Annotated in this window: 19 protein-coding genes; 16 read left to right on the forward strand and 3 right to left on the reverse strand. The window is 65.9% G+C overall.

Annotated features, from left to right (window positions below):
* Positions 1–255: 255 nt before the first annotated feature.
* The 16 genes from AWB80_RS32765 to AWB80_RS32840 all read left to right on the forward strand — a co-directional run bounded on the left by AWB80_RS32765 (position 256) and on the right by AWB80_RS32840 (position 17,519).
* Complete coding sequence (locus AWB80_RS32765; protein ID WP_061178827.1) at positions 256–1,935, forward strand: FAD-dependent oxidoreductase; 1,680 nt, start codon at positions 256–258, stop codon at positions 1,933–1,935.
* The gene (locus AWB80_RS32770) at positions 1,932–2,837 is read left to right on the forward strand and encodes a fumarylacetoacetate hydrolase family protein (RefSeq protein ID WP_061178828.1); all 906 of its coding nucleotides are present in this window, start codon (positions 1,932–1,934) and stop codon (positions 2,835–2,837) included. The genes AWB80_RS32765 and AWB80_RS32770 overlap by 4 nt, the downstream gene beginning before the upstream one ends.
* A 24-nt stretch (positions 2,838–2,861) precedes the next feature.
* Positions 2,862–3,800 carry a cupin domain-containing protein gene (locus tag AWB80_RS32775; RefSeq protein WP_061178829.1) on the forward strand — a complete coding sequence of 313 codons (939 nt, stop codon included), beginning with the start codon at positions 2,862–2,864 and terminating at the stop codon, positions 3,798–3,800.
* 24 nt (positions 3,801–3,824) lie between these two features.
* Positions 3,825–4,967: an acyl-CoA dehydrogenase family protein gene (locus AWB80_RS32780; protein ID WP_061178830.1), complete on the forward strand. Its 1,143-nt coding sequence runs from the start codon at positions 3,825–3,827 to the stop codon at positions 4,965–4,967.
* A gap of 36 nt (positions 4,968–5,003) precedes the next feature.
* Entirely contained in the window at positions 5,004–6,503 is a 1,500-nt protein-coding gene (locus tag AWB80_RS32785; protein WP_061178831.1) for an aldehyde dehydrogenase family protein, read from the forward strand.
* 16 nt (positions 6,504–6,519) lie between these two features.
* Positions 6,520–7,386 (forward strand): enoyl-CoA hydratase-related protein, encoded by an 867-nt coding sequence (locus tag AWB80_RS32790; RefSeq protein ID WP_061178832.1) that lies wholly within the window; start codon positions 6,520–6,522, stop codon positions 7,384–7,386.
* The gene (locus AWB80_RS32795) at positions 7,383–8,546 is read left to right on the forward strand and encodes a CaiB/BaiF CoA transferase family protein (RefSeq protein ID WP_061178833.1); all 1,164 of its coding nucleotides are present in this window, start codon (positions 7,383–7,385) and stop codon (positions 8,544–8,546) included. Before AWB80_RS32790 ends, AWB80_RS32795 begins: the two co-directional genes overlap by 4 nt.
* A gap of 4 nt (positions 8,547–8,550) precedes the next feature.
* Entirely contained in the window at positions 8,551–9,813 is a 1,263-nt protein-coding gene (locus AWB80_RS32800) for an NAD(P)/FAD-dependent oxidoreductase (protein ID WP_061178834.1), read from the forward strand.
* 32 nt (positions 9,814–9,845) lie between these two features.
* Positions 9,846–10,157, forward strand: coding sequence for a 2Fe-2S iron-sulfur cluster-binding protein (locus AWB80_RS32805; RefSeq protein ID WP_061178835.1), 312 nt, complete (start codon positions 9,846–9,848; stop codon positions 10,155–10,157).
* Positions 10,158–10,169: 12 nt separating this feature from the next.
* Positions 10,170–11,039, forward strand: coding sequence for an acyl-CoA thioesterase (locus AWB80_RS32810; protein WP_061178836.1), 870 nt, complete (start codon positions 10,170–10,172; stop codon positions 11,037–11,039).
* Positions 11,036–12,763 (forward strand): ATP-dependent acyl-CoA ligase, encoded by a 1,728-nt coding sequence (locus AWB80_RS32815; protein WP_244206859.1) that lies wholly within the window; start codon positions 11,036–11,038, stop codon positions 12,761–12,763. Before AWB80_RS32810 ends, AWB80_RS32815 begins: the two co-directional genes overlap by 4 nt.
* Positions 12,764–12,836: 73 nt before the next feature.
* Entirely contained in the window at positions 12,837–13,532 is a 696-nt protein-coding gene (locus AWB80_RS32820; protein WP_061178837.1) for an SDR family NAD(P)-dependent oxidoreductase, read from the forward strand.
* 86 nt (positions 13,533–13,618) lie between these two features.
* Complete coding sequence (locus AWB80_RS32825; RefSeq protein ID WP_244206861.1) at positions 13,619–14,794, forward strand: cytochrome P450; 1,176 nt, start codon at positions 13,619–13,621, stop codon at positions 14,792–14,794.
* 41 nt (positions 14,795–14,835) lie between these two features.
* On the forward strand, positions 14,836–15,087 hold the full coding sequence (locus AWB80_RS32830; RefSeq protein WP_061178838.1) for a ferredoxin: 252 nt from the start codon (positions 14,836–14,838) through the stop codon (positions 15,085–15,087).
* On the forward strand, positions 15,084–16,331 hold the full coding sequence (locus AWB80_RS32835) for an NAD(P)/FAD-dependent oxidoreductase (RefSeq protein WP_061178839.1): 1,248 nt from the start codon (positions 15,084–15,086) through the stop codon (positions 16,329–16,331). Before AWB80_RS32830 ends, AWB80_RS32835 begins: the two co-directional genes overlap by 4 nt.
* Before the next feature lie 24 nt (positions 16,332–16,355).
* Positions 16,356–17,519, forward strand: a complete 1,164-nt coding sequence (locus AWB80_RS32840) for a CaiB/BaiF CoA transferase family protein (protein ID WP_061178840.1) — start codon at positions 16,356–16,358, stop codon at positions 17,517–17,519.
* Positions 17,520–17,536: 17 nt separating this feature from the next.
* Here AWB80_RS32840 and AWB80_RS32845 read toward each other — a convergent pair whose 3' ends face one another.
* From AWB80_RS32845 to AWB80_RS32850, 3 genes are read right to left on the reverse strand one after another with little or no spacing between them, the layout of a single operon-like run.
* The gene (locus AWB80_RS32845) at positions 17,537–18,496 is read right to left on the reverse strand and encodes a LysR substrate-binding domain-containing protein (RefSeq protein ID WP_061178841.1); all 960 of its coding nucleotides are present in this window, start codon (positions 18,494–18,496) and stop codon (positions 17,537–17,539) included.
* Positions 18,493–18,702, reverse strand: a complete 210-nt coding sequence (locus tag AWB80_RS43580; protein ID WP_143328184.1) for a hypothetical protein — start codon at positions 18,700–18,702, stop codon at positions 18,493–18,495. The genes AWB80_RS32845 and AWB80_RS43580 overlap by 4 nt, the downstream gene beginning before the upstream one ends.
* Before the next feature lie 13 nt (positions 18,703–18,715).
* A complete protein-coding gene (locus tag AWB80_RS32850; protein WP_061178842.1) occupies positions 18,716–19,513 on the reverse strand; it encodes an SDR family NAD(P)-dependent oxidoreductase in 798 nt (265 codons plus the stop codon).
* Between the last annotated feature and the right edge of the window lie 66 nt (positions 19,514–19,579).

Below are 19,579 nucleotides of genomic sequence, written 5' to 3' on the forward strand. Positions count from 1 at the left end.
GCGTCTGCGCTCATCGGCTGGTTCACAGAATAGCCATGCATATCGCCCCGAAACCAATACGTTTTTCCGATCCAATGAGAGGAAGAACCTTGCGTGCGTATCAGAGGGAAATCCTCTGAATTCCTCTGCAAACAGTATTGGTCGAGCCACGGGAGTGCTTGCTAGAGTGGCTTCACATCGAGGCGCCGCTGTGAGCAAGCGTGGCGGCGCGACGTAGGTTCTAACGACACGTAAAGCGTGATGGAGCATTCAGCTATGGCAAGAATCGAAGCGAACGGACGTGTACCGGTCGTCATCGTCGGAGCGGGGCCGGTCGGTCTTTCCCTCGCGGGCGATCTCGGCTGGCGCGGCATTTCCTGCGTGCTGATCGAGCGCGGCGACGGCACCGTGTTTCAGCCCAGGATGGACATGGTCGGCATTCGCACGATGGAGTTCTGCCGCCGCTGGGGCATCGTCGACGACGTCGAAACCGCGGGCTACAACCGCGACTATCCGCAGGACTACGCATGGGTGTCGCAGCTCGCGGGCGGCTATGAATTCGGCCGCGAACCGTTTCCGAGCGTGCGTGACGAAGCGCGGCCCGAGCAAAGCCCGCAAAAGCGCGAGCGCTGTCCGCAAAATTTCTTCGATCCCGTGCTGACGCGCTTCGCGAAGAAGACCGGCAGCGCGCAGATCCGCTACTGCACGGAATACGTTTCGCACGAAGAGCGCGAGGACGGCGTCACGGTGACCGTGCGCGATCTCGCCTCGGGCAAGGAAGAAACCATCGAGTGCCAGTATCTCGTCGGTTGCGACGGCGGTGCGAGCCGCGTGAAGGAGCGTCTCGGCATCCGCATGACGGGCACGCCCGCGCTCACTTACACGACGAACGCGATCATCGAGTGCAAGGGGCTCGAAGCGCTGCACGACAAGAAGCCCGGCTACCGCTATATCTTCATCGGGCCGGAGGGCACGTGGAGCACGGTCGTCGCGATCAACGGGCGCGACTGGTGGCGTTTCTCGATCGTCGGCGACGGCACGATGCGCACGCTGTCGGAAGACGACGTGGCGGCGGCCTTCCGGCGCGCGGTGGGTCGCGACGATGTGGAGTTCAGGATTCTCTCGGTGATGCCGTGGATCCGCCGCCAGCTCGTCGCCGATGACTACGGCACGGCCCGCGTGAAGATTGCCGGCGACGCGGCGCATCTCACCTCGCCGACGGGCGGCTTCGGCATGAACATGGGCATTCAGGATGCCGTGGATCTCGGCTGGAAGCTGCAGGCGATGGTCGAAGGCTGGGGCGGCGCGCATCTGCTCGACACCTACGAATTCGAGCGCCGTCCGGTCGCGATACGCAACGTCAACGAGGCGACCAGCAATCTCAAGCTGATGCTCACGCCGCGCGAGAACCTGAGCGCGGCCGTGTTCGAGCCGGGCGAAGCGGGCGACGAGGCGCGCCGCATCTTCGGCGACGCCTATACGGCGATGATGAAGCGCGAGTGGTACACCATCGGCATTCATCTGGGCTTTCGCTACGAAGGCTCTTCGATCGTCGTGCCGGACGGCACCCCCGAACCGGAGGACACGGTCAGCACCTATGTGCAGACCTCGCGCCCCGGCCATCGCGCGCCGCATGTGTGGCTCGCGCCGGGCCGTTCCACGCTCGACCTGTTCGGCCAGACCTTCGTGCTGCTGCGCTTCGATCCGTCGCTCGACATCGAAGCGCTGCGCGACGCCGCGCAGCGCGCGGGCGTGCCGCTCACCGTGATCGACGTCGGCAACGATGCGGCGCGCGCCGCCTACGAGCGCGCGCTGGTGCTCGTGCGTCCCGACGGCCACGTTGCATGGCGTGCCGACGCCGCGCCCGAGGATGCGCAAGCGCTGGTCAACGTGATTCGCGGCGTCTATCCCGTGAAGCCCGAGGCAGTCGTCAGCGAAGAGGTGGTCACGCGATGAAGCTCGTTACCTTCGACCAGGGCCGCATCGGCATCGTGGCTGGCGAGCGCGTCATCGACGTCACCGATCTCGCGGACGCGCAATCCGGAGCATGGCCACCCGTCGGCATGGTGCGCCTGATCGCCGAGTGGAAGCAGCGCGGCGGTGCGCTGCGCGACGCGCTCGCAAATCGCAAAGCCCAGCCGCTCGCGGACGTGCGACTCGAAGCGCCGGTGCAATGGCCGAACAAGGTCATCGCGTTTCCGGCGAACTATCACGCGCATATCGACGAAATGAAGCACGGCACGGGCAGCGGCGTGATCTCGACGTTCAAGGCGAGCGGCCAGGGTTTTTTCCTGAAGGCCAGTTCGAGCCTGAGCGGTCCCGCCGACGACATCGTCCTGCCGCCGCTTGCCGGCCGCGAGATCCACCACGAATGCGAGCTGGGCATCGTGATCGGCAAGCGCGGTCGCGGCGCCACGCGCGCCGAAGCCCGCGACTACGTGTTCGGCTTCACTTGCCTGCTCGACATGGTCGTGCGCGGCAAGGAGGAGCGCGTGATGCGCAAGTCGTTCGACACGTTCTGCCCGACCGGACCGTGGATCGTCACCGCTGACGAGATCGCCGATTTCGACGCCATCACGATGCGTCTCTACGTCAACGGCGAGGAGCGCCAGCGCGCGTCGACCCGCGATCTGATCGTCGACATTCCCGAGATGATCGCGATGTCCTCGGCGGTGATGACGCTCGAACCGGGCGACATCATCGCGAGCGGCACGCCGGCGGGCGTCGGTCCCGTCGTGGACGGCGACGTGCTCGACATCGTGATCGACGGCATCGGCGCCATGACGCTGCGCGTGCGTCAGGGCGAGCTCGGCGCGCATCCCGTGTGGGACGAGGCGAAGGCCGGTCTCGCGGTGTGACGGACCAACGAACGGAGAACAGTGATGTCGCACACGCTCACGCAGGCGCCGCGCGCGCCCGATGGCTATTTCGATGACTTGCAGGCCCGCGCGCTCTCGCCGGGCTGGGCCAAGAAAGCGCCGCAGATGTGGCCCGCGCCGCGCCCGCGCTTCGTGCCGGCCGTGTGGCGCTACGCCGATGCGCGCGCCGCGCTCGATGCCGCCTGCGCATTCGTTTCGCCCGAGCAGGCGGAGCGGCGCAACCTGATCATGGTCGATCCGATCGCCGACAACATCTACCCGACCTGCCGCAACCTGGTGGCGGCCTATCAGCTCGTGCTGCCGGGCGAGACGGCGCGCTCGCACCGCCATTCGCCGAACGCGCTGCGGCTGATTCTGGACGCGGGCGAGTGCACCTTCACGATCGTCGACGGCGTGAAGATCGATGTCGCGCCCGGCGACGTCGTGCTCACGCCTTCGTGGCACTGGCATGGCCACAGCAATTTCGGCGACGAACCCGCCTTCTGGATCGACTTCCTCGATGTGCCGCTGGTGCAGAACCTCGAATGCATGTTCTTCGAGGATCACCCGCAACGCAACGAACCCGTGACGACGCATGCGCCGGATTCGCCGATGCGACACCAGCGCGCGGAGCTGGAGCGCGGCGCGCGGGAACACGGCGCGTTCGAACTGGACACGCAATGCCTGAACACCATCGGCGTGCATTCGATCGGCCTCGTGCACGGTGCGCGGCAGGACGAGCGGCCGCGCATCGACAACAACCTTTACACCGTCATGAGCGGCCAGGTGCGCGTGAGCGTCGAACCGCTCGGCGCGGTCGAGCTTACGCGCGGCGATGTGATCGCCATTCCGTGCTGGCACGCGTTCACGCTCGAAAGCCTGTCGGAACACGCGCAACTGATACGCGTGACCGACGAGCCCGCGCTGCGCGCGCTCGGCTTTCGCGACGTGACCCGGCCCTGACGCGGCGCACATGAGGAGAACAACGTGAAGTTCAGCGAAGAACAGGAGATGCTGCGAGACATGGTCCGCAGGGTCGCCGACGAACAGGTGCGCCCGCTCGTCGCGGAAATGGAAGAGACGCGCGACTTCCCGGAAACGCTCGTCGAGGTGTTCGGCGATCTCGGCCTGCTGCAGATGTGGGTGCCGGAGGAATACGACGGCCCGGGCGGCGATCTGACGTCGGTGTGCATCGCCAAGGAGGAGATCGGCAAGGTGTCGCTCGCCGCGTCGACGTTGTGCGCGAACAATTCGATCGGACTGATTCTGCCGCTGCTGCACTTCGGCACCGACGCGCAGCGGCAACGCTATCTGCCGGAAGCGGCGAAGGGCCGCACCATCTCGTGCGTGGCGATCACGGAGCCGGAGGCCGGCTCGGATGTCTCCGCGATCCGCACCGTGGCGCGCCGCGACGGCGCTTCATATGTGATCGACGGCCAGAAAAGCTGGATCACCTGGGCCGCGCAAGCACACACGATGCTCGTCTTCGCGCGCACATCGGAAGGACGCGGACACGAAGGCATCAGCGTGTTCCTCGTCGATACGAACACGCCGGGACTCAAGATCGGCCGCAAGGAAACGAAGATGGGCCGGCACGGTTCGCCGAGCTATCAGGTGTTCTTCGAGAACATGCGCGTCGATGCGGATTGTCTGCTCGGCGAGGAGGGCAACGGCTTCAAGGCCTGCATGAAGATTCTCGACCTCAACCGGCCATCGGTCGCGGCGTCGTCGCTCGGACTCGCGCAGGCCGCGCTCGACGAATCCGTGCGCTATGCGAAGGACCGCCGCCAGTTCGGCAAGCGCATCGGCGACTTTCAGGCGATCCAGTTCAAGCTCGCCGACATGGCGATGAAGATCGAGGCCGCGCGCACGCTGCTCTACACCAGCACGCAGGAAATCGACGCCGGCGACACGAGCCGCCTCACGCTGCTTTCGTCGATGGCGAAGTGCTTCGTCACCGATGTCGCCATGGAGGTCGCGCTGGAAGCCGTCCAGGTGCACGGCTCATACGGCTACTCGACCGAATATCCCGTCGAGCGCTTCATGCGCGACGCCAAGCTGAACCAGATTCTCGAAGGCACCAACGAGATTCATCGGCTGATCATCGCGCGGCAACTGCTCGGCAAGTGATGCGGGACCACTCCATTGACCTCGAAGGACTCTGACATGACGACGAATATTCATCCCGCGCTGGGGGAAGCCGCGCGCGCGTTTCTATCGCGCGAGCATCAGTTGCTGATCGACGGCCGCATGATCGCATCCGATGGCGGCAGACGCACCGAGATCCTCGATCCCGCGACGGGCGAGGTTATCGCCACGGTGGTGGAAGCGACGGCCAGCGATGTCGATCGCGCGGTCGCGGCGGCGCGCGGCGCGCTGGAAGGCGCGTGGCGCAAGGTCACGCCGGCCGAACGCACGCGCATGATGCTGCGCTTCGCCGGCCTGATCGAAGCCAACGCCGACGAACTCGCGCAGCTCGAATGCATCAACAGCGGCAAGCCGCTGCCGTTCTGCCGCAATGGCGACGTGCCGGGCATCGTCGAGATGCTGCGCTACATGGCGGGCTGGACGACGAAGATGGGCGGCGAGACGCCGAACGTTTCGCTCCCCGGCGAATGGCACGCGTACACGTTGCGTGAGCCGGTGGGCGTGGTCGGGCAGATCATCCCCTGGAATTTCCCGCTCAACATGGCGATGTGGAAGATCGCGCCCGCGCTCGCGGCGGGTTGCGCAGTCGTGATGAAGCCTTCGGAGCAGACGCCGCTCACGGCGCTGCGGCTCGGCGAGCTCGCGCTGGAAGCGGGCATACCGCCGGGCGTGCTGAACATCGTGACGGGCTTTGGCCATCCGGTGGGTTCGGCTCTCGCCGCGCATCCGGGCGTCGACAAGGTCGCGTTCACCGGGTCGGGCGAAACGGGACGGCGCATTCTGCAGGCGGCGAGCGGCAACCTCAAACGTGTCTCGCTGGAGCTGGGCGGCAAATCGCCGGTGATCGTGTTTCCCGACGCGAACCTCGAAGCGGCGGCGGCGGGCGTGTGTTCGTCGATCTTCTTTCACGCCGGGCAGATCTGCGCGGCGGGTTCGCGGCTGTATGTCCACGAGCGCGCCTACGAACCGATGCTCGAACTGATCGCGAAGCGCGCCAACGGCATGAAGATGGGCCACGGCCTCGATGCGGGCACGGACATGGGCCCGGTGATCTCGCGACGCCAGCTCGACCGCGTGGCGGGCTACATCCATAGCGGACAGGAAGAGGGCGCGACCTTGTACGCGGGCGGCGGCGCGTCCGGCGAGCGCGGCTTCTTCGTGCAGCCGACCGTGCTGACGGGCGTGAAGCCCGGCATGAAAGTGCACGACGAGGAAATCTTCGGGCCGGTGCTGTGCGCGATGTCCTTCGACGACGACGATCTCGATCGCATCGCGGCCACCGCGAACGCATCGACCTACGGGCTCGCGGCAAGCATCTGGACCAAGGACATCGGCCGCGCGCACAAGATGGCGCGCCGCATGCAGGCGGGCATCGTCAACGTGAATGCGTTGTCGTCGCCCGACGCGACCTTGCCGTACGGCGGCTACAAGCAATCGGGCTGGGGCCGCGAGCGGGGCTTCGAGGCCATCGAGCTGTACACCGAGGTCAAGGCGGTCGCGATCAACCTGAACAACTAGGAACGGGAGAAGACACATGACAGGCAGCATCGACTACGTCGCGAAGGATGGCCGGGCCTATATCACGATCGATCGCCCGGAGAAGAAGAACGCGATGACGAGCGCCATGCTCGATCAGCTGATGGACGGCTACGACCGCGCCGAAGCCGAAGACGACGTGCGCGTGGTGGTGCTTCGCAGTGCGGGCGACGATTTCAGCACCGGACACGATCTCGCGGAAGTGGGCACCGAATACGGCGCAACGACACTGGACGACAAGGGACGTCCGCGCAAGCCGAGCCAGCGCGCGCGGCTCCTGCACGACAAGCGCTATATCGAACGCTTCGAGCGCATCTTCAAGTTTCTGAAGCCGACGCTTGCGCTCGTGAAGGGCTATTGCCTCGGCGCGGGCCTGTATCTCGCGGAAGGCTCCGATCTCGTGATCGCGGCCGACACGGCGAAGATGGGTCATCCGGAACAAAAGCTCGGGCTGTCGGGCGCGGCCTACTTCGCCGCGTGGGAAATGATGGCGTTGGGCCCGCGCAAGGCGCGCGAGCTGTTGCTGATGGCGGACGTGTGGGATGCGCAGACGTGTCTCGCCAACGGCCTCGTCAACAAGGTCGTGCCGCTCGCGTCGCTCGACGACGCGGGCGAGGAATGGGCGGAGCGCATCGTGCGGCTGCCGCGCGATGGCATCGTGGTCGGCAAGGCGGCGACCAATCTCGCGATGGATTCGCTCGGCATCGCGAGCCAGTTCGCCTACGGTCACGTGCTGCACGCGCTCGCGACCAACGTGCGTTACGAATCGGACGAATACAACTTCATGAAGCAGCGCCGCGACAAGGGCGTGCGTGCCTCGAACCACGAGCGCGAAGCGTTCTACACCGAGAAGGAAAAGGCATGAAAACGGCGCTGCAAGGCCTCAAGGTGCTCGACTTCACGCAGATGATGACCGGCCCGTTCGCAACGATGATGCTCGGCGACTGCGGCGCCGACGTGATCAAGGTCGAGCAGCCGGAGGGCGATCCGTTTCGCCGCTCGGGCGAGACCACGCTCAACGGCGACGGCGCATTCTTTCTCGGCGTGAATCGCAACAAGCGCGGCATCGTGCTCGATCTGAAGACAGAGGAAGGGCAGGCCGCCGCGCGCGCGCTCGCCGCCGAGGCCGACGTGCTGGTCGAAAACTTCCGTCCCGGTTTCACGGAACGTGTGGGCATCGGCTATGAAGCGTTGCGCGAGCTGAATCCGCGCCTCGTCTATTGCTCGATTTCGGGCTTCGATCGCAACGGGCGCGACCGCAACCGTCCCGCGCTCGACATGATCATCCAGGCGATTTCCGGCGTGATGCAGGTCACGGGCACGGAACAATCCGGGCCGCTCAAGACCGGCTTTCCGTTCTCGGATCTCGTGACCGCGCTGCTCGCCGCGATCGGCATGCTCACCGCATTGCAGGCGCGCGAGCGCACGGGCGAAGGCCAGCGCGTCGATCTGTCGATGCTCGACGCCAGCATCTTCAGCCAGGTGCCGCGCGACGTGTACTTCGACCTGACGGCGCAGACGCCACGGCGCATGGGCAACCAGCACTGGGACATCGTGCCGAACAACACGTACGCGACATCCGATGGCCGCGACATCATGATCATCACCATCAACGACAAGTTCTGGCAGGTGCTGTGCGATGCGCTCGATGCGCCCGAACTAAAGACCGATGAACGATTCGCCACGAAGGCCGCGCGCCTCGCCAACCGCGAACTTGTCAACGCACGGCTCGCCGCGATCTTCGCCACGCGCGATCTCGACGCGTGGGACGAACGGCTCTCGGCGGCGGGCGCGATCTACGGCGCGGTGCGCACCTGGCCCGAAGTGTTCAGCGATCCGCACGTCGTCGACAAGCTGCTGAAGACTCTGCCGCATCCGAAGGGCGGCGAATTCAGGATCATCAATAACCCGCTGAATTTCTCCGGCACGCCGACGCACATCGACCGCTCGCCGCCGATGCTCGGCGAACACAACGGCGAAGTGCTCGGGCGGCCCGGCCGCGCATGGCCCGCCGTGGGCGCGTGATCAGGTGACGAACAGCAAGGAGGGCATCGTGGAGCAGACCTGCATCATCGTCGGCGCGAGCCATGCGGCGGCGCAACTCGCGCCGAGTCTGCGGCAGGAGGGCTGGCAAGGGCGCATCGTCGTGATCGGCGACGAACCGCATCTGCCCTATCAACGGCCGCCGCTGTCGAAAGCGTATCTGCTCGGCGAAAAGGACAGCAACGATTTGCTGATCCGCACGGCCGATGCGTATGCGAAGTTCGGCATCGAATTCCGTCTCGGCGAGCGGGTCGTGTCGATCGACCGTGAGCGCAAGTCGGTGACTTTGCAGGACGGCAGCGCGCTCGCTTACGACAAGCTCGCGCTGTGCACCGGCACGCGTGTGCGCACCGTGGCGCTGCCGGGCGCGCAACTGGAAGGCGTGCATTACCTGCGCGGCATCGCGGACATCGATCGCATTCGCCGGCATGTACAGCCGGGCGCGCATGCCGCGATCGTCGGCGGCGGCTATATCGGGCTGGAGACGGCGGCCGTGCTCAATCGGCTCGGCATGCGCGTGACCGTGCTCGAAATGGCGCCGCGCGTGCTCGCGCGCGTGACCGCGCCGGACGTGTCCGCGTTCTTCGAGCGCGTGCACCGCGAAGAGGGCGTCGATATCCGCACGGGTGTCACGGTCGATCGCTTCGAGGGTGACGCACGCGTCGAGCAGATCGTGCTGCGCGATGGAACGACGCTCGCCGCGAGTCTCGTGGTGGTCGGCGTGGGCGTGGTGCCGAACGTGGAACTGGCGCAGGCGGCCGGACTCGATGTCGATAACGGCATCGTGGTCGATGCGTGCGCGCGGACTGCGGACCCGGACATCGTCGCGGCCGGCGACTGCTCGTTGCATCCGTCGCCGTATTACGGGCGCATCCGGCTCGAGTCGGTTCCCAATGCGACCGAGCAGGCGAAGGCCGCCGCCGCGGCGCTGTGCGGCAGGGACAAGCCGTATCGCGCGCTGCCGTGGTTCTGGTCCGACCAATATGACATCAAGCTGCAGATCGCGGGTCTCAACGCGGGCTATGACCAGGTCGTCGTGCGCGGCTCGCGCGACACGGGCCGCAGCTTCAGCGCGTTCTATCTGAAGTCCGGACGGCTCGTCGCGGCGGACTGCATCAACCGCGCGCAGGAATTCATGCAGAGCAAGCGTCTGATCGCCGAAGGCATCGCCGTCGATGCCGCGCGGCTTGCCGACGAGACGTTTTCATTGAAGTCGCTGTTCGAAGCGGCGCAGCAACAGTCCGATTGATTCAGGTTGATTCAGCCAGAGAGAGGTGTGCAATGCCAGTCGTCAAATACGTGCAGGTGAGCGGCGAAACCACGGAAGTCGATGTTCCGCTCGGCAGTTCCGTGATGCAGGGCGCGGTCGACAACATGATCGCGGGAATCGTCGCGGAATGCGGCGGCGCGTGCAGTTGCGCGACCTGCGAGGTCCATGTCGACGCGACGTGGATGCGAGTGGTCGGAGAAGCCTGCGACATCGAACGTGAAATGCTCGAAGGCCTCGGCGAGCCGCGCAGCAACAGCCGCCTAAGCTGCCAGATCGAGATCACGCCCGAGCTGGACGGACTCGTCGTCGCGATTCCGGGCTGACGGGGAGGGCGCATGGCGGTGACGGTGAGCGATCTGCTGTCGGTATTGCGCGTGCGCGAGGGGCAGCGTCATGTGTTCTCGGGCGAGTCGCTCGTCGACGGCGTGCGCCGCATCTACGGCGGGCAACTGCTCGCGCAGTCGATCATGGCGATGGGACGCACCGTGCGCGACGCACACGGCCTGCATTCGATGCAGGGCTATTTCGTGCATCCCGGCGACGTGACGAAGCCGCTGCGCTTCGACGTGGAGCCGGTGCGCGATGGCCGCAGCTTCAGCACCCGCCGCGTGGTCGTCACGCAGGCGGCGCGCGTGGTGTTCATGGGCGCGGCGTCGTTTCAGGCGGCTGAAGGCTGTCACGAGCGATTGCCCGCGACGCCGGACGTGCCGCCTCCCGATCACATGCCCGCCGAAGCGGAATTCTTCGCGCGCGAAGCGCACTTGCTGGAACGGCGCCGCTCGCACGTCTCGACGATCATGCAGCTCTTCGAACGGCGCAGCGAGATGTGGCGGCCCTGGCTCGATCCGGGCGTCACGGCGCCCGTCAACGGACTCTGGTGCAGATTGCGCGAGCCATGCGGCGACGACCCGCTGCTGTGTCACGCCGTGCTTGCGTATGCGTGCGACCTCGATCTGATGACCACGGCGATGCGTCCGCGCGGCCACGGCACGATGGACCGCCGCACCCGCTCCGCGAGCCTCGATCACGCAATGTGGTTCCACGCGCCCGTGCGTCCCGACGCGTGGTTCTACTACGACATGACCGGGCCGTGCGCATCGAACAATCGCGGGCTCGGCGCGGGCGCGCTGTATCAGGATGGCCGGCGCGTCGGCACTGCGATGCAGGAAGGGCTGATGCGGGTCATCGAGGACGAAGCACAGTGAGCGACACGATGGGTCAGTGGAACGACAAGTTCGAGCGCGCCGGGCGCAGATGGTCCGAGTGGACGATGCACGAGTACGCGCAGACGGATCGCGTGATCGGGCACATCATCGAGGACAAGGCGCGGCGTCATCCGCATCACGAGGTGTTCCGGTTTCGCGAGCGAACGGTCAGTTTCGAGGAACTGAACGCGTCGTCGAACCGGGCGGCGAACGGCTTTCGCGCACTCGGCATCGGTCCCGGCGACAAGGTCGCGCTGATGCTGTCGAATCGTGTGGAGTTCCTGTTCGCGTGGTTCGGGCTGAATAGAATCGGCGCGGTATGCGTGCCGATCAACATCGCGTTGAAGGGCGAAGGTCTCGCGTATCAGATCGATCATGCCGATTGCGTCGCGCTCGTCGTCGAACCTGCGTACGCCGACGCACTCGGCGCGATCGCGGACCGGCTGCCGAAGCTGCATCACACGATCGTCGTGGATGCGCGCGCGCAACCTCGTTTCGCCGCCTGGCCAGGGCGAGAGACCCTGCATTTCGACGAACTGATGTCGCATGCGGAAACCGCGCCCGGCGTGTCAGTGGACTTCAGGCAGTTGTCGACCATCTCGTACACGTCGGGCACGACGGGACGCTCGAAGGGCGTGCTGATCAGCCATCACTACTGGTACGAGATCTGGGCGCAAGCCGTGAAGTACGCGCGCTATACGGACGAAGACGTCCTCTACACCGGTTTGCCGTTCTTTCACACGAGCGCGCACGGCACGACCGGCCCCGCGCTCCTCGCCGATGCACAGGCCGTGTTCGTCGAACGCTTTTCGGCGAGCCGCATGCTCGACGATTGCCGTCGCTGGAACTGCACGTCGGCGAAATTCATCGGCGGCATGCTGTCGATCTTGATGAAGCAGACCGCTTCGCCGCTCGATGCCGACAATCCGCTGCGCCTGATGGTGGGCGCCGCCGCGCCGCCGCATCTGTGGCATGCGTTCGAGGCGCGCTTCAATACGCGGCTGCTCGAACTGTACGGCATGACCGAATGCAGCAGCTGTCTCGTGAATCCCTACGACGAGCGTCGCGCGGGCGCATGCGGCAAGGCGATCACGGGCTATGACGTGCGCGTCGTCGACGATCTCGACAACGAAGTCGCGCAAGGTCAGGCAGGCGAGCTGGTCGTGCGGCCACAACGTCCGTTTCTCGGCACGAGCGGATATTACAAGGATGCCGAAGCAACGCTCGACCTGTTTCGAAATCTGTGGATGCACACCGGCGATCTCGCGCGGCAGGACGAAGACGGCTACTTCCACTTCGTCGACCGAAAGAAGCAGGCGCTGAGGCGGCGCGGCGAGAATATTTCATCGTTCGAAGTCGAGGCCGTGATCGGCGCGCACCCGGCCGTGCTCGAATCGTGCGTGGTGGGCGTGCCATCGGAACTCGGCGAAGACGACGTCAAGGCCGTCGTCGTGCTCAGGCGCGGCGAGCAACTGTCGGAGTGCGAGCTGATCCGCTGGTGCGAGCCGCGTCTCGCGTACTTCGCGATACCGCGTTATGTCGCGTTTCGCGACAGCCTGCCGAAGACGCCGAGCGAGCGCGTCGAGAAGTATCGGCTGCGCGCGGAAGGCGTCACCGCCGACTGCTGGGACCGCGAGCGCGCCGGCGTCGTCATCGATAGGAATTCGGTCTCACGATCCAGCAAAACAGTATTGGACCTGCAACGCCCGCTGCGCGAATCTTGAGCCTGAGCCGCTCGAAGCAGAGCGCGAAGATAGATGATCCGGTTCAAGAACATATCGTGAGAAGAGGTGACACATGACATCGAACGTTGCAGTCGTGACAGGCTCGAACGGCCTGACTGGACAAGCCATTTGCAAGAACCTGAGCGAGCGCGGCTATACCGTCGTCGGACTCGATATCGCCGAGTCGGGCAAGGGTGAATACGCCTACCGCGCGTGCGACGTCACCGATATCGAACAGATTCGCGCGGCCGTCGAAGCAATCGACGCGCAGTACGGCACCATCCGCGTGCTCATCAACAATGCGGGCGTGTGGCACGGCAAGACCTTCTTCGACATCTCGCCCACCGACTACGACTTCACCTACGGCGTCAACGCGCGCGCGCCCTTCTTTCTGAGCCAGGAAGTCGCGAAGCGTCTCGTCAAGGCGGGCGGCGGCGGCGTGATCGTCAATCTTGCGTCGATCGTGGCGACGGCGGGCAGCGGCGTGACCGACTACGGCGGCTCCAAGGCGGCCGTCATCAACCTGACGAAGAGCCTCGCCAAGCCGCTCGGTCCGCACGGCATCCGCGTCGCGGCGGTGTCGCCGGGCACGATCAACACGGCGATGGGCGAGAAGGTGCCCAAAGAGATTCGCGACAGGCTCATCGCCGGCTCGGGTCTGCAGCGCGCCGCCGAGCCCGAGGAGATCGCATCGGCGATCGGCTTTCTCGTCAGCGACGATGCGCGCTACGTGACGGGCGCGACGCTCGACGTCAACGGCGGTCTGTGAGCGGTTCCCGACATGAGCTCAATCATTCAATGGATGTGACGGGAGGCGCGATGTCTGGATGTCCTTTCAGCAAACCGGCGTTCCCGATGCCACGGCAATGTCCGTTCGTTCCGCCTGCCGAGTACCGCGATTATCAGCAACAGCCGGGACCGGTGAAAGTGCGGATGTGGGACGGCAAGGACGCATGGCTTTTCACGCGTTACGACGACGTGCGCGCCGTGCTCGGCGACAACCGCTTCAGCGGCGATCCGCACGTGAGCGGCTTTCCGAGTCTCTCGCCCGCCCGCAACGCGGTGCTCGATCTGGAGCCGGCGTTCATTCGCATGGACCCGCCGCAGCACGGCCATTTTCGCCGCATGCTGACCAAGGAGTTCATGATCAAGCGCGTGAGCGAGATGCGCCCGCGCATCGAATCGATCTTCAGCCGGCTCGTCGACGAACTGCTGGAAAAAGGGCCGCCCGCGAATCTGGTCGATGATCTCTTCCTGCCGCTGACCTCGGAAGTGATCGCGGGCCTGCTGGACGTGCCCGCGCGCGATCACGGCTTCTTCCAGGAGCAGAGCCGCCTGAAGGTGCTGCTCGATGTCGATCCGTCGATCCCGAAGGCGGCGTCGGACCGCATCCTGTCGTATCTCGACCGGCTCATCACCGAGCGCGCGCAGGATGCGGAGAAGCGCACGGACCTGCTGAGCCGGCTGATCGTCGAGCAGGTGCGGCCGGGGCATCTGACGCATCGCGAACTGGTCATCATGGCCGAACTGCTGCTGATGGCCGGCCACGAAACGACCGCGAACCAGATGGCGCTCGGCGTCTTCAGCTTCCTCACCAACCCGGACCAGTTGCAGTTGTTGCGCGACACCCCTTCGCTGCTGCGCAACGCGGTCGAGGAAATGCTGCGCTTTCATACCATCGTTCACTACAACGCGTTCAGGGTCGCGACGGAGGACGTCGAAGTGGCGGGACAGATGATCCGCAAGGGCGACGGCGTCATCGCGCTGATCTCCGGCGCCAATCACGACGCCACGGCGTTCGAGCAGCCCGAGCGGTTCGACATCACACGCAAGGCCGATCATCACGTCGCGTTCAGCTACGGCATTCATCAGTGTCTCGGGCAGCCGCTCGCGCGCGTCGAATTGCAGGTCGTGTTCGCGTCGCTGTTCGAGCGCATGCCGGGCCTGCGCTTCGCCGTGCCGCTCGAAGCGATCGAGGGCAAGGGCGATCATTTCGTGCAGGGTCTCGAAGCCTTGCCCGTCACCTGGTAACCAACCGCAGCGCGCATTCGCGCGATGAAGGAGAGTAGGGCATGGCAAACGGAAACTTCAAACTGCGCGTCGCCGTCGATCAGGATGTGTGCGTCGGCGCGGGACTGTGCGTGCTGTCGAGCGCCGACGTGTTCGATCAGCGCGACGAGGACGGCGTCGTCAAGCTGTTGCAGACGGAGCCGGACGAGGCGCTGTACGAAAAGGTGCTGGGCGCGGCGCGCAAATGCCCGTCGAAGGCGATCAAGGTCGAGAAGTTCATCGACGATGCGGCCGCGCAGGAGAGCGGGCAGTGAACGCGCGGCCCGAATCGGTGGTGATCGTCGGGGCGGGGCAGGCCGGTTTGCAGGCCGCGGCGTCCTTGCGCGATGAAGGCTACGAGGGCGTGATCCGGCTCATCGGCGACGAAGCGGGTCTGCCGTATCAAAGGCCGCCGCTGTCCAAAAGCTTCCTGACCGGCGACGTCGCGGCAGACGAACTGAGCCTCGAAGAAGCACACTGGTTCGACGACGCGCGCATCGAATGGCTCGCGGACGAGCGCGTCAGTGCGATCGATCGCCGGCGCAGGCGTTTGTCGCTGGCGTCGGGGCGCATCGTTCCCTACGATCATCTCGTGCTGGCGACGGGATCGCGCAATCGCACGCTGCCGTTCCTGACGCAGCCGACGCATGGCGTCGTGTCGCTGCGCTCCGTATCCGACGCGCAGCGGCTCAGGACTGCGCTCGGCGAAGCGCGCCGCGTGGTCGTGATCGGCGGCGGCTTTCTGGGTCTGGAAGTCGCCAGCATCGCGGCCGCGCGCGGATGCGACGTGCATGTCGTCGAGTCCGTCGATCGCGTGATGAAGCGCGCGATCTCGGCAGAGATGTCGGCGGCGTGCGCGGCGCATCATCAGGCGGCCGGCGTGCGCTTTTCCTTCGACGCGCGGGTGGCGGGCATCGTCGGTCACGGCGAGTCCGTGAGCGCGGTCGAACTCGCCGACGGCGCGCGGCTCGACGCCGATCTCGTGCTGGTGGCTGCGGGCGTGGCGCCGAACAGCGAGCTTGCCGCGGCGTGCGGCCTGTCCGTGTTCAACGGCGTCATCGTCGACGAGCGGCTGCGCACGTCCGACCCGGCCATCTCCGCCATCGGCGATTGCGCGGCGTTTCCCTACGCGTTCGATGGCGGCGATCTGCTGCGGCTCGAATCGGTCCAGAACGCCGTCGATCAGGCGCGCCATGTCGCGCGTTCGCTGCTCGGCGATGCGACGCCGTACGACCAGACGCCCGTCTTCTGGAGCGATCAGGGCGGCGCGCGGCTGCAGATCGCGGGCGTCGCGCGCCGGCTCGACAGCAGCGTCGTGCGTGGCGATCCGGCATCCGGCGCGTTCTCCGTGTTTCGCTACCGGCATCATCGGCTGACGGGCGTCGAATCGTGCAACCGGCCTGCCGATCACATGTCCGCGCGCAGGCTGCTGCAACGGCGCATCAGCCCGTCGCGCGAGCAGGCCGCCGATCCGTCGTTCAACCTGAAGCTGCTGTTGACGACCGAGGAAGCGGTCTGATACCCGCCGCGAGGAAAGACTTTCATGGCTGCATCGTCCATTCTCGACGGCGTGCGCATTCTCGACATGACGTCGGTGATCTTCGGCCCGTATTGCACGGCGACGCTCGCCGAAATGGGCGCGGATGTCATCAAGATCGAGCCGCTCTCGGGCGACGAAATCAGGCGCGTCGGACGGCCGGCGCAGACGCGCGGCATGGGACCGGCGCACATGACGCTCAATCGCGGCAAGCGCTCGGTCGTGTGGGATCTGAAGACGGCGCGCGGCAAGGCATCGCTCGTGCGCCTGCTCGGCCGGTGCGATGTGTTCATCCACAATCTGCGCCGCGACGCGATCGCGCGGCTCGGTCTCGGCTACGACGCCGTTCGCGCGCTGCATCCGCGTCTCGTGTACGTGCATTGCACGGGCTTCGGCGAGGACGGCCCGTATGCGGGACGGCCCGCTTATGACGACATCATCCAGGCCGCATCCGGCGCGGCGAGTCTCTTGCCGCGCGCGGACGGCAACCCGGCGCCGCGCTATCTGCCGATGGCGATGGCCGACAAGGTCGCGGGCCTGCACGCAACCTATGCCGTGCTCGGCGCTCTGCTGCATCGGGAGCGCACCGGGTCCGGGCAGTCTGTCGAAGTGCCGATGTTCGAAAGCTTCACGCATTTCCTGTTGCAGGAGCATCTCTACGGCCGCGCGCTGATTCCGCCGACGGAGAGCGCGGGCTATCCGCGCCAGCTCGATCCGCTGCGCCAGCCGTTGAAATGCCTCGACGGCTATATCGCGATTGCGCCTTATACGGACGAACGCTGGGTGCGCTTTTTCTACGTGACGGGTCACGCGGATTTTCTGCAGCGCGAGAAGCTGTGCACGGCGCGCGATCGCTTCCACGCGCTCGACCGCATGCACGCGGAAATGGCCCGCATCGTCGCGGGCAAGCCGTTGCGCGACTGGCTGATGCTGTTCGCCGAATGCGATATCCCCGCATCCGAAGTCAGGGATCTCGATGGCGTGCTCGCCGATCCGCATCTCGCGGCGACGGGCTTCTTCGAGCGCAGGACGCATCCATCGGAGGGCGACTATGTGCAGATGCGTCCGCCGGTGCGCTTTCACGGCGCGCCCGCAGCCGAGGTGCGCGCGGCGCCGCATCTGGGCGAGCACAGCGACGAAGTCGACGACTGGCTGCAAGAGCCGCGCTGAACGCGTCAATGAGCGCGTCAGGCGGCCGCTGCTTCGACCAGACGCGGGGAAGAGGTATCGATGAAGTATTGCGGATGACGCGCGATCAGTTGCGCCGCATTGGTGCGCGCCGCTTCCCGCCATGCATTGAGCAGCGGCGGCACGCGATCCTTGTGCCAGGCGAGCGACAGCGACACGCCCGGCGTGTCGACCGCGAGCGGCCGGTAGGCGACGCCGTGCGGCTGCATCAGCTGCATGATGGCGGGCACGACCGCGACGCCCACGCCCGCCGCGACGAGGCACGCGGACGTATGCATGTCGTAGGCTTCCTTGGCGACATTGGGCTTGAGATTCGCATCGTCGAAGAGGTCGAGAATCTTGTCGCCGTAGCCACGCTCCGTCGCCGTGCCGCGCGCGACCGCGATCAGCGGCCAGCGCGCCAGATCGTGCAGATCCACGGGGCCGGGGACGTCGTACTCGCTGCCCGCCGGCACGGCGACCACGAGCAGCTCGCGATACAGCAGCTCGGTCACGATGTTGTGATCGAACACATGCCCGCGCACCAGCCCGACTTCGATGAGGCCTTCCTTGAGACCCGCGATCTGCTGCGAGATGGTCATTTCCTGCAGGCTGACGTCCGAGTTCGGCGCGAGCGTGTTGAAGATGCGCAGCGTGTTCGGCAGGAAGCAATAGATGGCCGTGTAGATGGAGCCGACGATCAGATGCGCGCGCGCCCCGCGTCCCGACGCGCGCACCGCGGCGATCGCCGCCGTCGCTGTGTTGAGCACGCGCTGCGCATGTTCGACGAGGATTTCGCCCGCAGGCGTAAGCAGCACCTTGCGCTTTTCGCGCGTGAAAAGCGGCGTGCCCAGTTCGTCTTCCAGCGCGATGATCTGCGCGCTCAATGCGGGCTGAGCGATGTTCACGCGTTCCGATGCGCGCGTGAAATTCAGCTCGGCGGCCACTGCGAGGAAATACTGGAGTTGGCGCATGTTCATGTCGGCGTTCCTTCTCTGCTATTCGCGCTGCCGACCGTGACGACCGGCCCGCGCGGATTCGATCCCGTTGCGCCGAGATATTCGGCGACGAGCCATTCATCGGCGGCCTGACGGATGGGGTCCGTCATGTACAGGGCGAGCGACAGAAAGCGTGTCAGGCGTCGCGCGCACTTCGGCGGACAGCGGTGCTCGTGTGCGGCTCGCATGGCGCTGCGGCGCTCAGTGCACGCCACGCCACGCGAGCGTGCCGGCGTCGACGCTGAACGTGCTGCCCGTCGAGAACGACGCTTCGTCGGACGCGAGAAAGCACACCAGCTTCGCGACTTCTTCCGGGCGCCCCAGGCGTTTGAGCAGATGCGTACCCCACAGGCGCGCGCGCGCTTTCTCTTGGTCCCCTGCGTGCTCCACGCTGTGGCTCAGCATGGGTGTATCGATCGCGCCCGGCGCGTAGGCGTTGCAGCGTATGCCGGCGTCGGCGAGATCGAGGGCGATCGCTTTGGTCAGCATCGCGACGCCGCCCTTGCTCGCCGCGTAGGCGGGCAAGCCCGGGTACGCGACGCTGCCCGCGACCGACCCGCCGTTGACGATGGCCGGACTCTGCGTGGAGCGCCGCAACCACGGCGCGGCGAATTTGCTCGCGAGCCACATCGCCTTGAGATTGACGTTCATGACCGTGTCCCAGACCGCTTCGGACAGGTCTTCGATCGTCGGCGCGCGGCCCGTCAGGCCGTCGTCGGTGACGCCAGCGTTGTTGACGAGCACGTCGATGCCGCCCGCGAGGCGCGCGGTTTCGTCGATCATGTGGCGGATCGCCGCCGTGTCCGTGAGGTCGGTGCGGATGAAGCAGCTCTTCGCGCCCGCCTGTTCGACTTCGTGAGCGGCCGTCGCGCCGCGATCTTCCTGCACGTCCGCGAGCGTGACCCACGCCGCACCCTGACGCGCCGCTTCGATCGCGATGGCGCGGCCCATGCCCTGTGCCGCGCCCGTGACCACGACCACCCGGTCCTTGAGCTTCATTACGTGTCTCCGTCTTGTTCTTCGCCGGTGAATGCACCGGTCGTTGGGATACAAGTTAAGGCAACG

It is taken from the genome of Caballeronia pedi (assembly GCF_001544915.2).
GTDB classification, from domain to species: Bacteria; Pseudomonadota; Gammaproteobacteria; order Burkholderiales; family Burkholderiaceae; genus Caballeronia; species Caballeronia pedi.

Excerpts from the sequence above, each read along its gene's own strand:
- AWB80_RS32840 (WP_061178840.1), top strand. The coding sequence starts at position 16,356 with ATGGCTGCATCGTCCATTCTCGACGGCGTGCGCATTCTCGACATGACG.
- AWB80_RS32825 (WP_244206861.1), top strand. The coding sequence starts at position 13,619 with ATGCCACGGCAATGTCCGTTCGTTCCGCCTGCCGAGTACCGCGATTAT.
- AWB80_RS32795 (WP_061178833.1), top strand. The coding sequence starts at position 7,383 with ATGAAAACGGCGCTGCAAGGCCTCAAGGTGCTCGACTTCACGCAGATG.
- AWB80_RS32830 (WP_061178838.1), top strand. The coding sequence starts at position 14,836 with ATGGCAAACGGAAACTTCAAACTGCGCGTCGCCGTCGATCAGGATGTG.
- AWB80_RS32850 (WP_061178842.1), bottom strand. The coding sequence starts at position 19,513 with ATGAAGCTCAAGGACCGGGTGGTCGTGGTCACGGGCGCGGCACAGGGC.
- AWB80_RS43580 (WP_143328184.1), bottom strand. The coding sequence starts at position 18,702 with ATGCGAGCCGCACACGAGCACCGCTGTCCGCCGAAGTGCGCGCGACGC.
- AWB80_RS32810 (WP_061178836.1), top strand. The coding sequence starts at position 10,170 with ATGGCGGTGACGGTGAGCGATCTGCTGTCGGTATTGCGCGTGCGCGAG.
- AWB80_RS32790 (WP_061178832.1), top strand. The coding sequence starts at position 6,520 with ATGACAGGCAGCATCGACTACGTCGCGAAGGATGGCCGGGCCTATATC.
- AWB80_RS32845 (WP_061178841.1), bottom strand. The coding sequence starts at position 18,496 with ATGAACATGCGCCAACTCCAGTATTTCCTCGCAGTGGCCGCCGAGCTG.
- AWB80_RS32805 (WP_061178835.1), top strand. The coding sequence starts at position 9,846 with ATGCCAGTCGTCAAATACGTGCAGGTGAGCGGCGAAACCACGGAAGTC.
- AWB80_RS32820 (WP_061178837.1), top strand. The coding sequence starts at position 12,837 with ATGACATCGAACGTTGCAGTCGTGACAGGCTCGAACGGCCTGACTGGA.
- AWB80_RS32765 (WP_061178827.1), top strand. The coding sequence starts at position 256 with ATGGCAAGAATCGAAGCGAACGGACGTGTACCGGTCGTCATCGTCGGA.
- AWB80_RS32775 (WP_061178829.1), top strand. The coding sequence starts at position 2,862 with ATGTCGCACACGCTCACGCAGGCGCCGCGCGCGCCCGATGGCTATTTC.
- AWB80_RS32785 (WP_061178831.1), top strand. The coding sequence starts at position 5,004 with ATGACGACGAATATTCATCCCGCGCTGGGGGAAGCCGCGCGCGCGTTT.
- AWB80_RS32770 (WP_061178828.1), top strand. The coding sequence starts at position 1,932 with ATGAAGCTCGTTACCTTCGACCAGGGCCGCATCGGCATCGTGGCTGGC.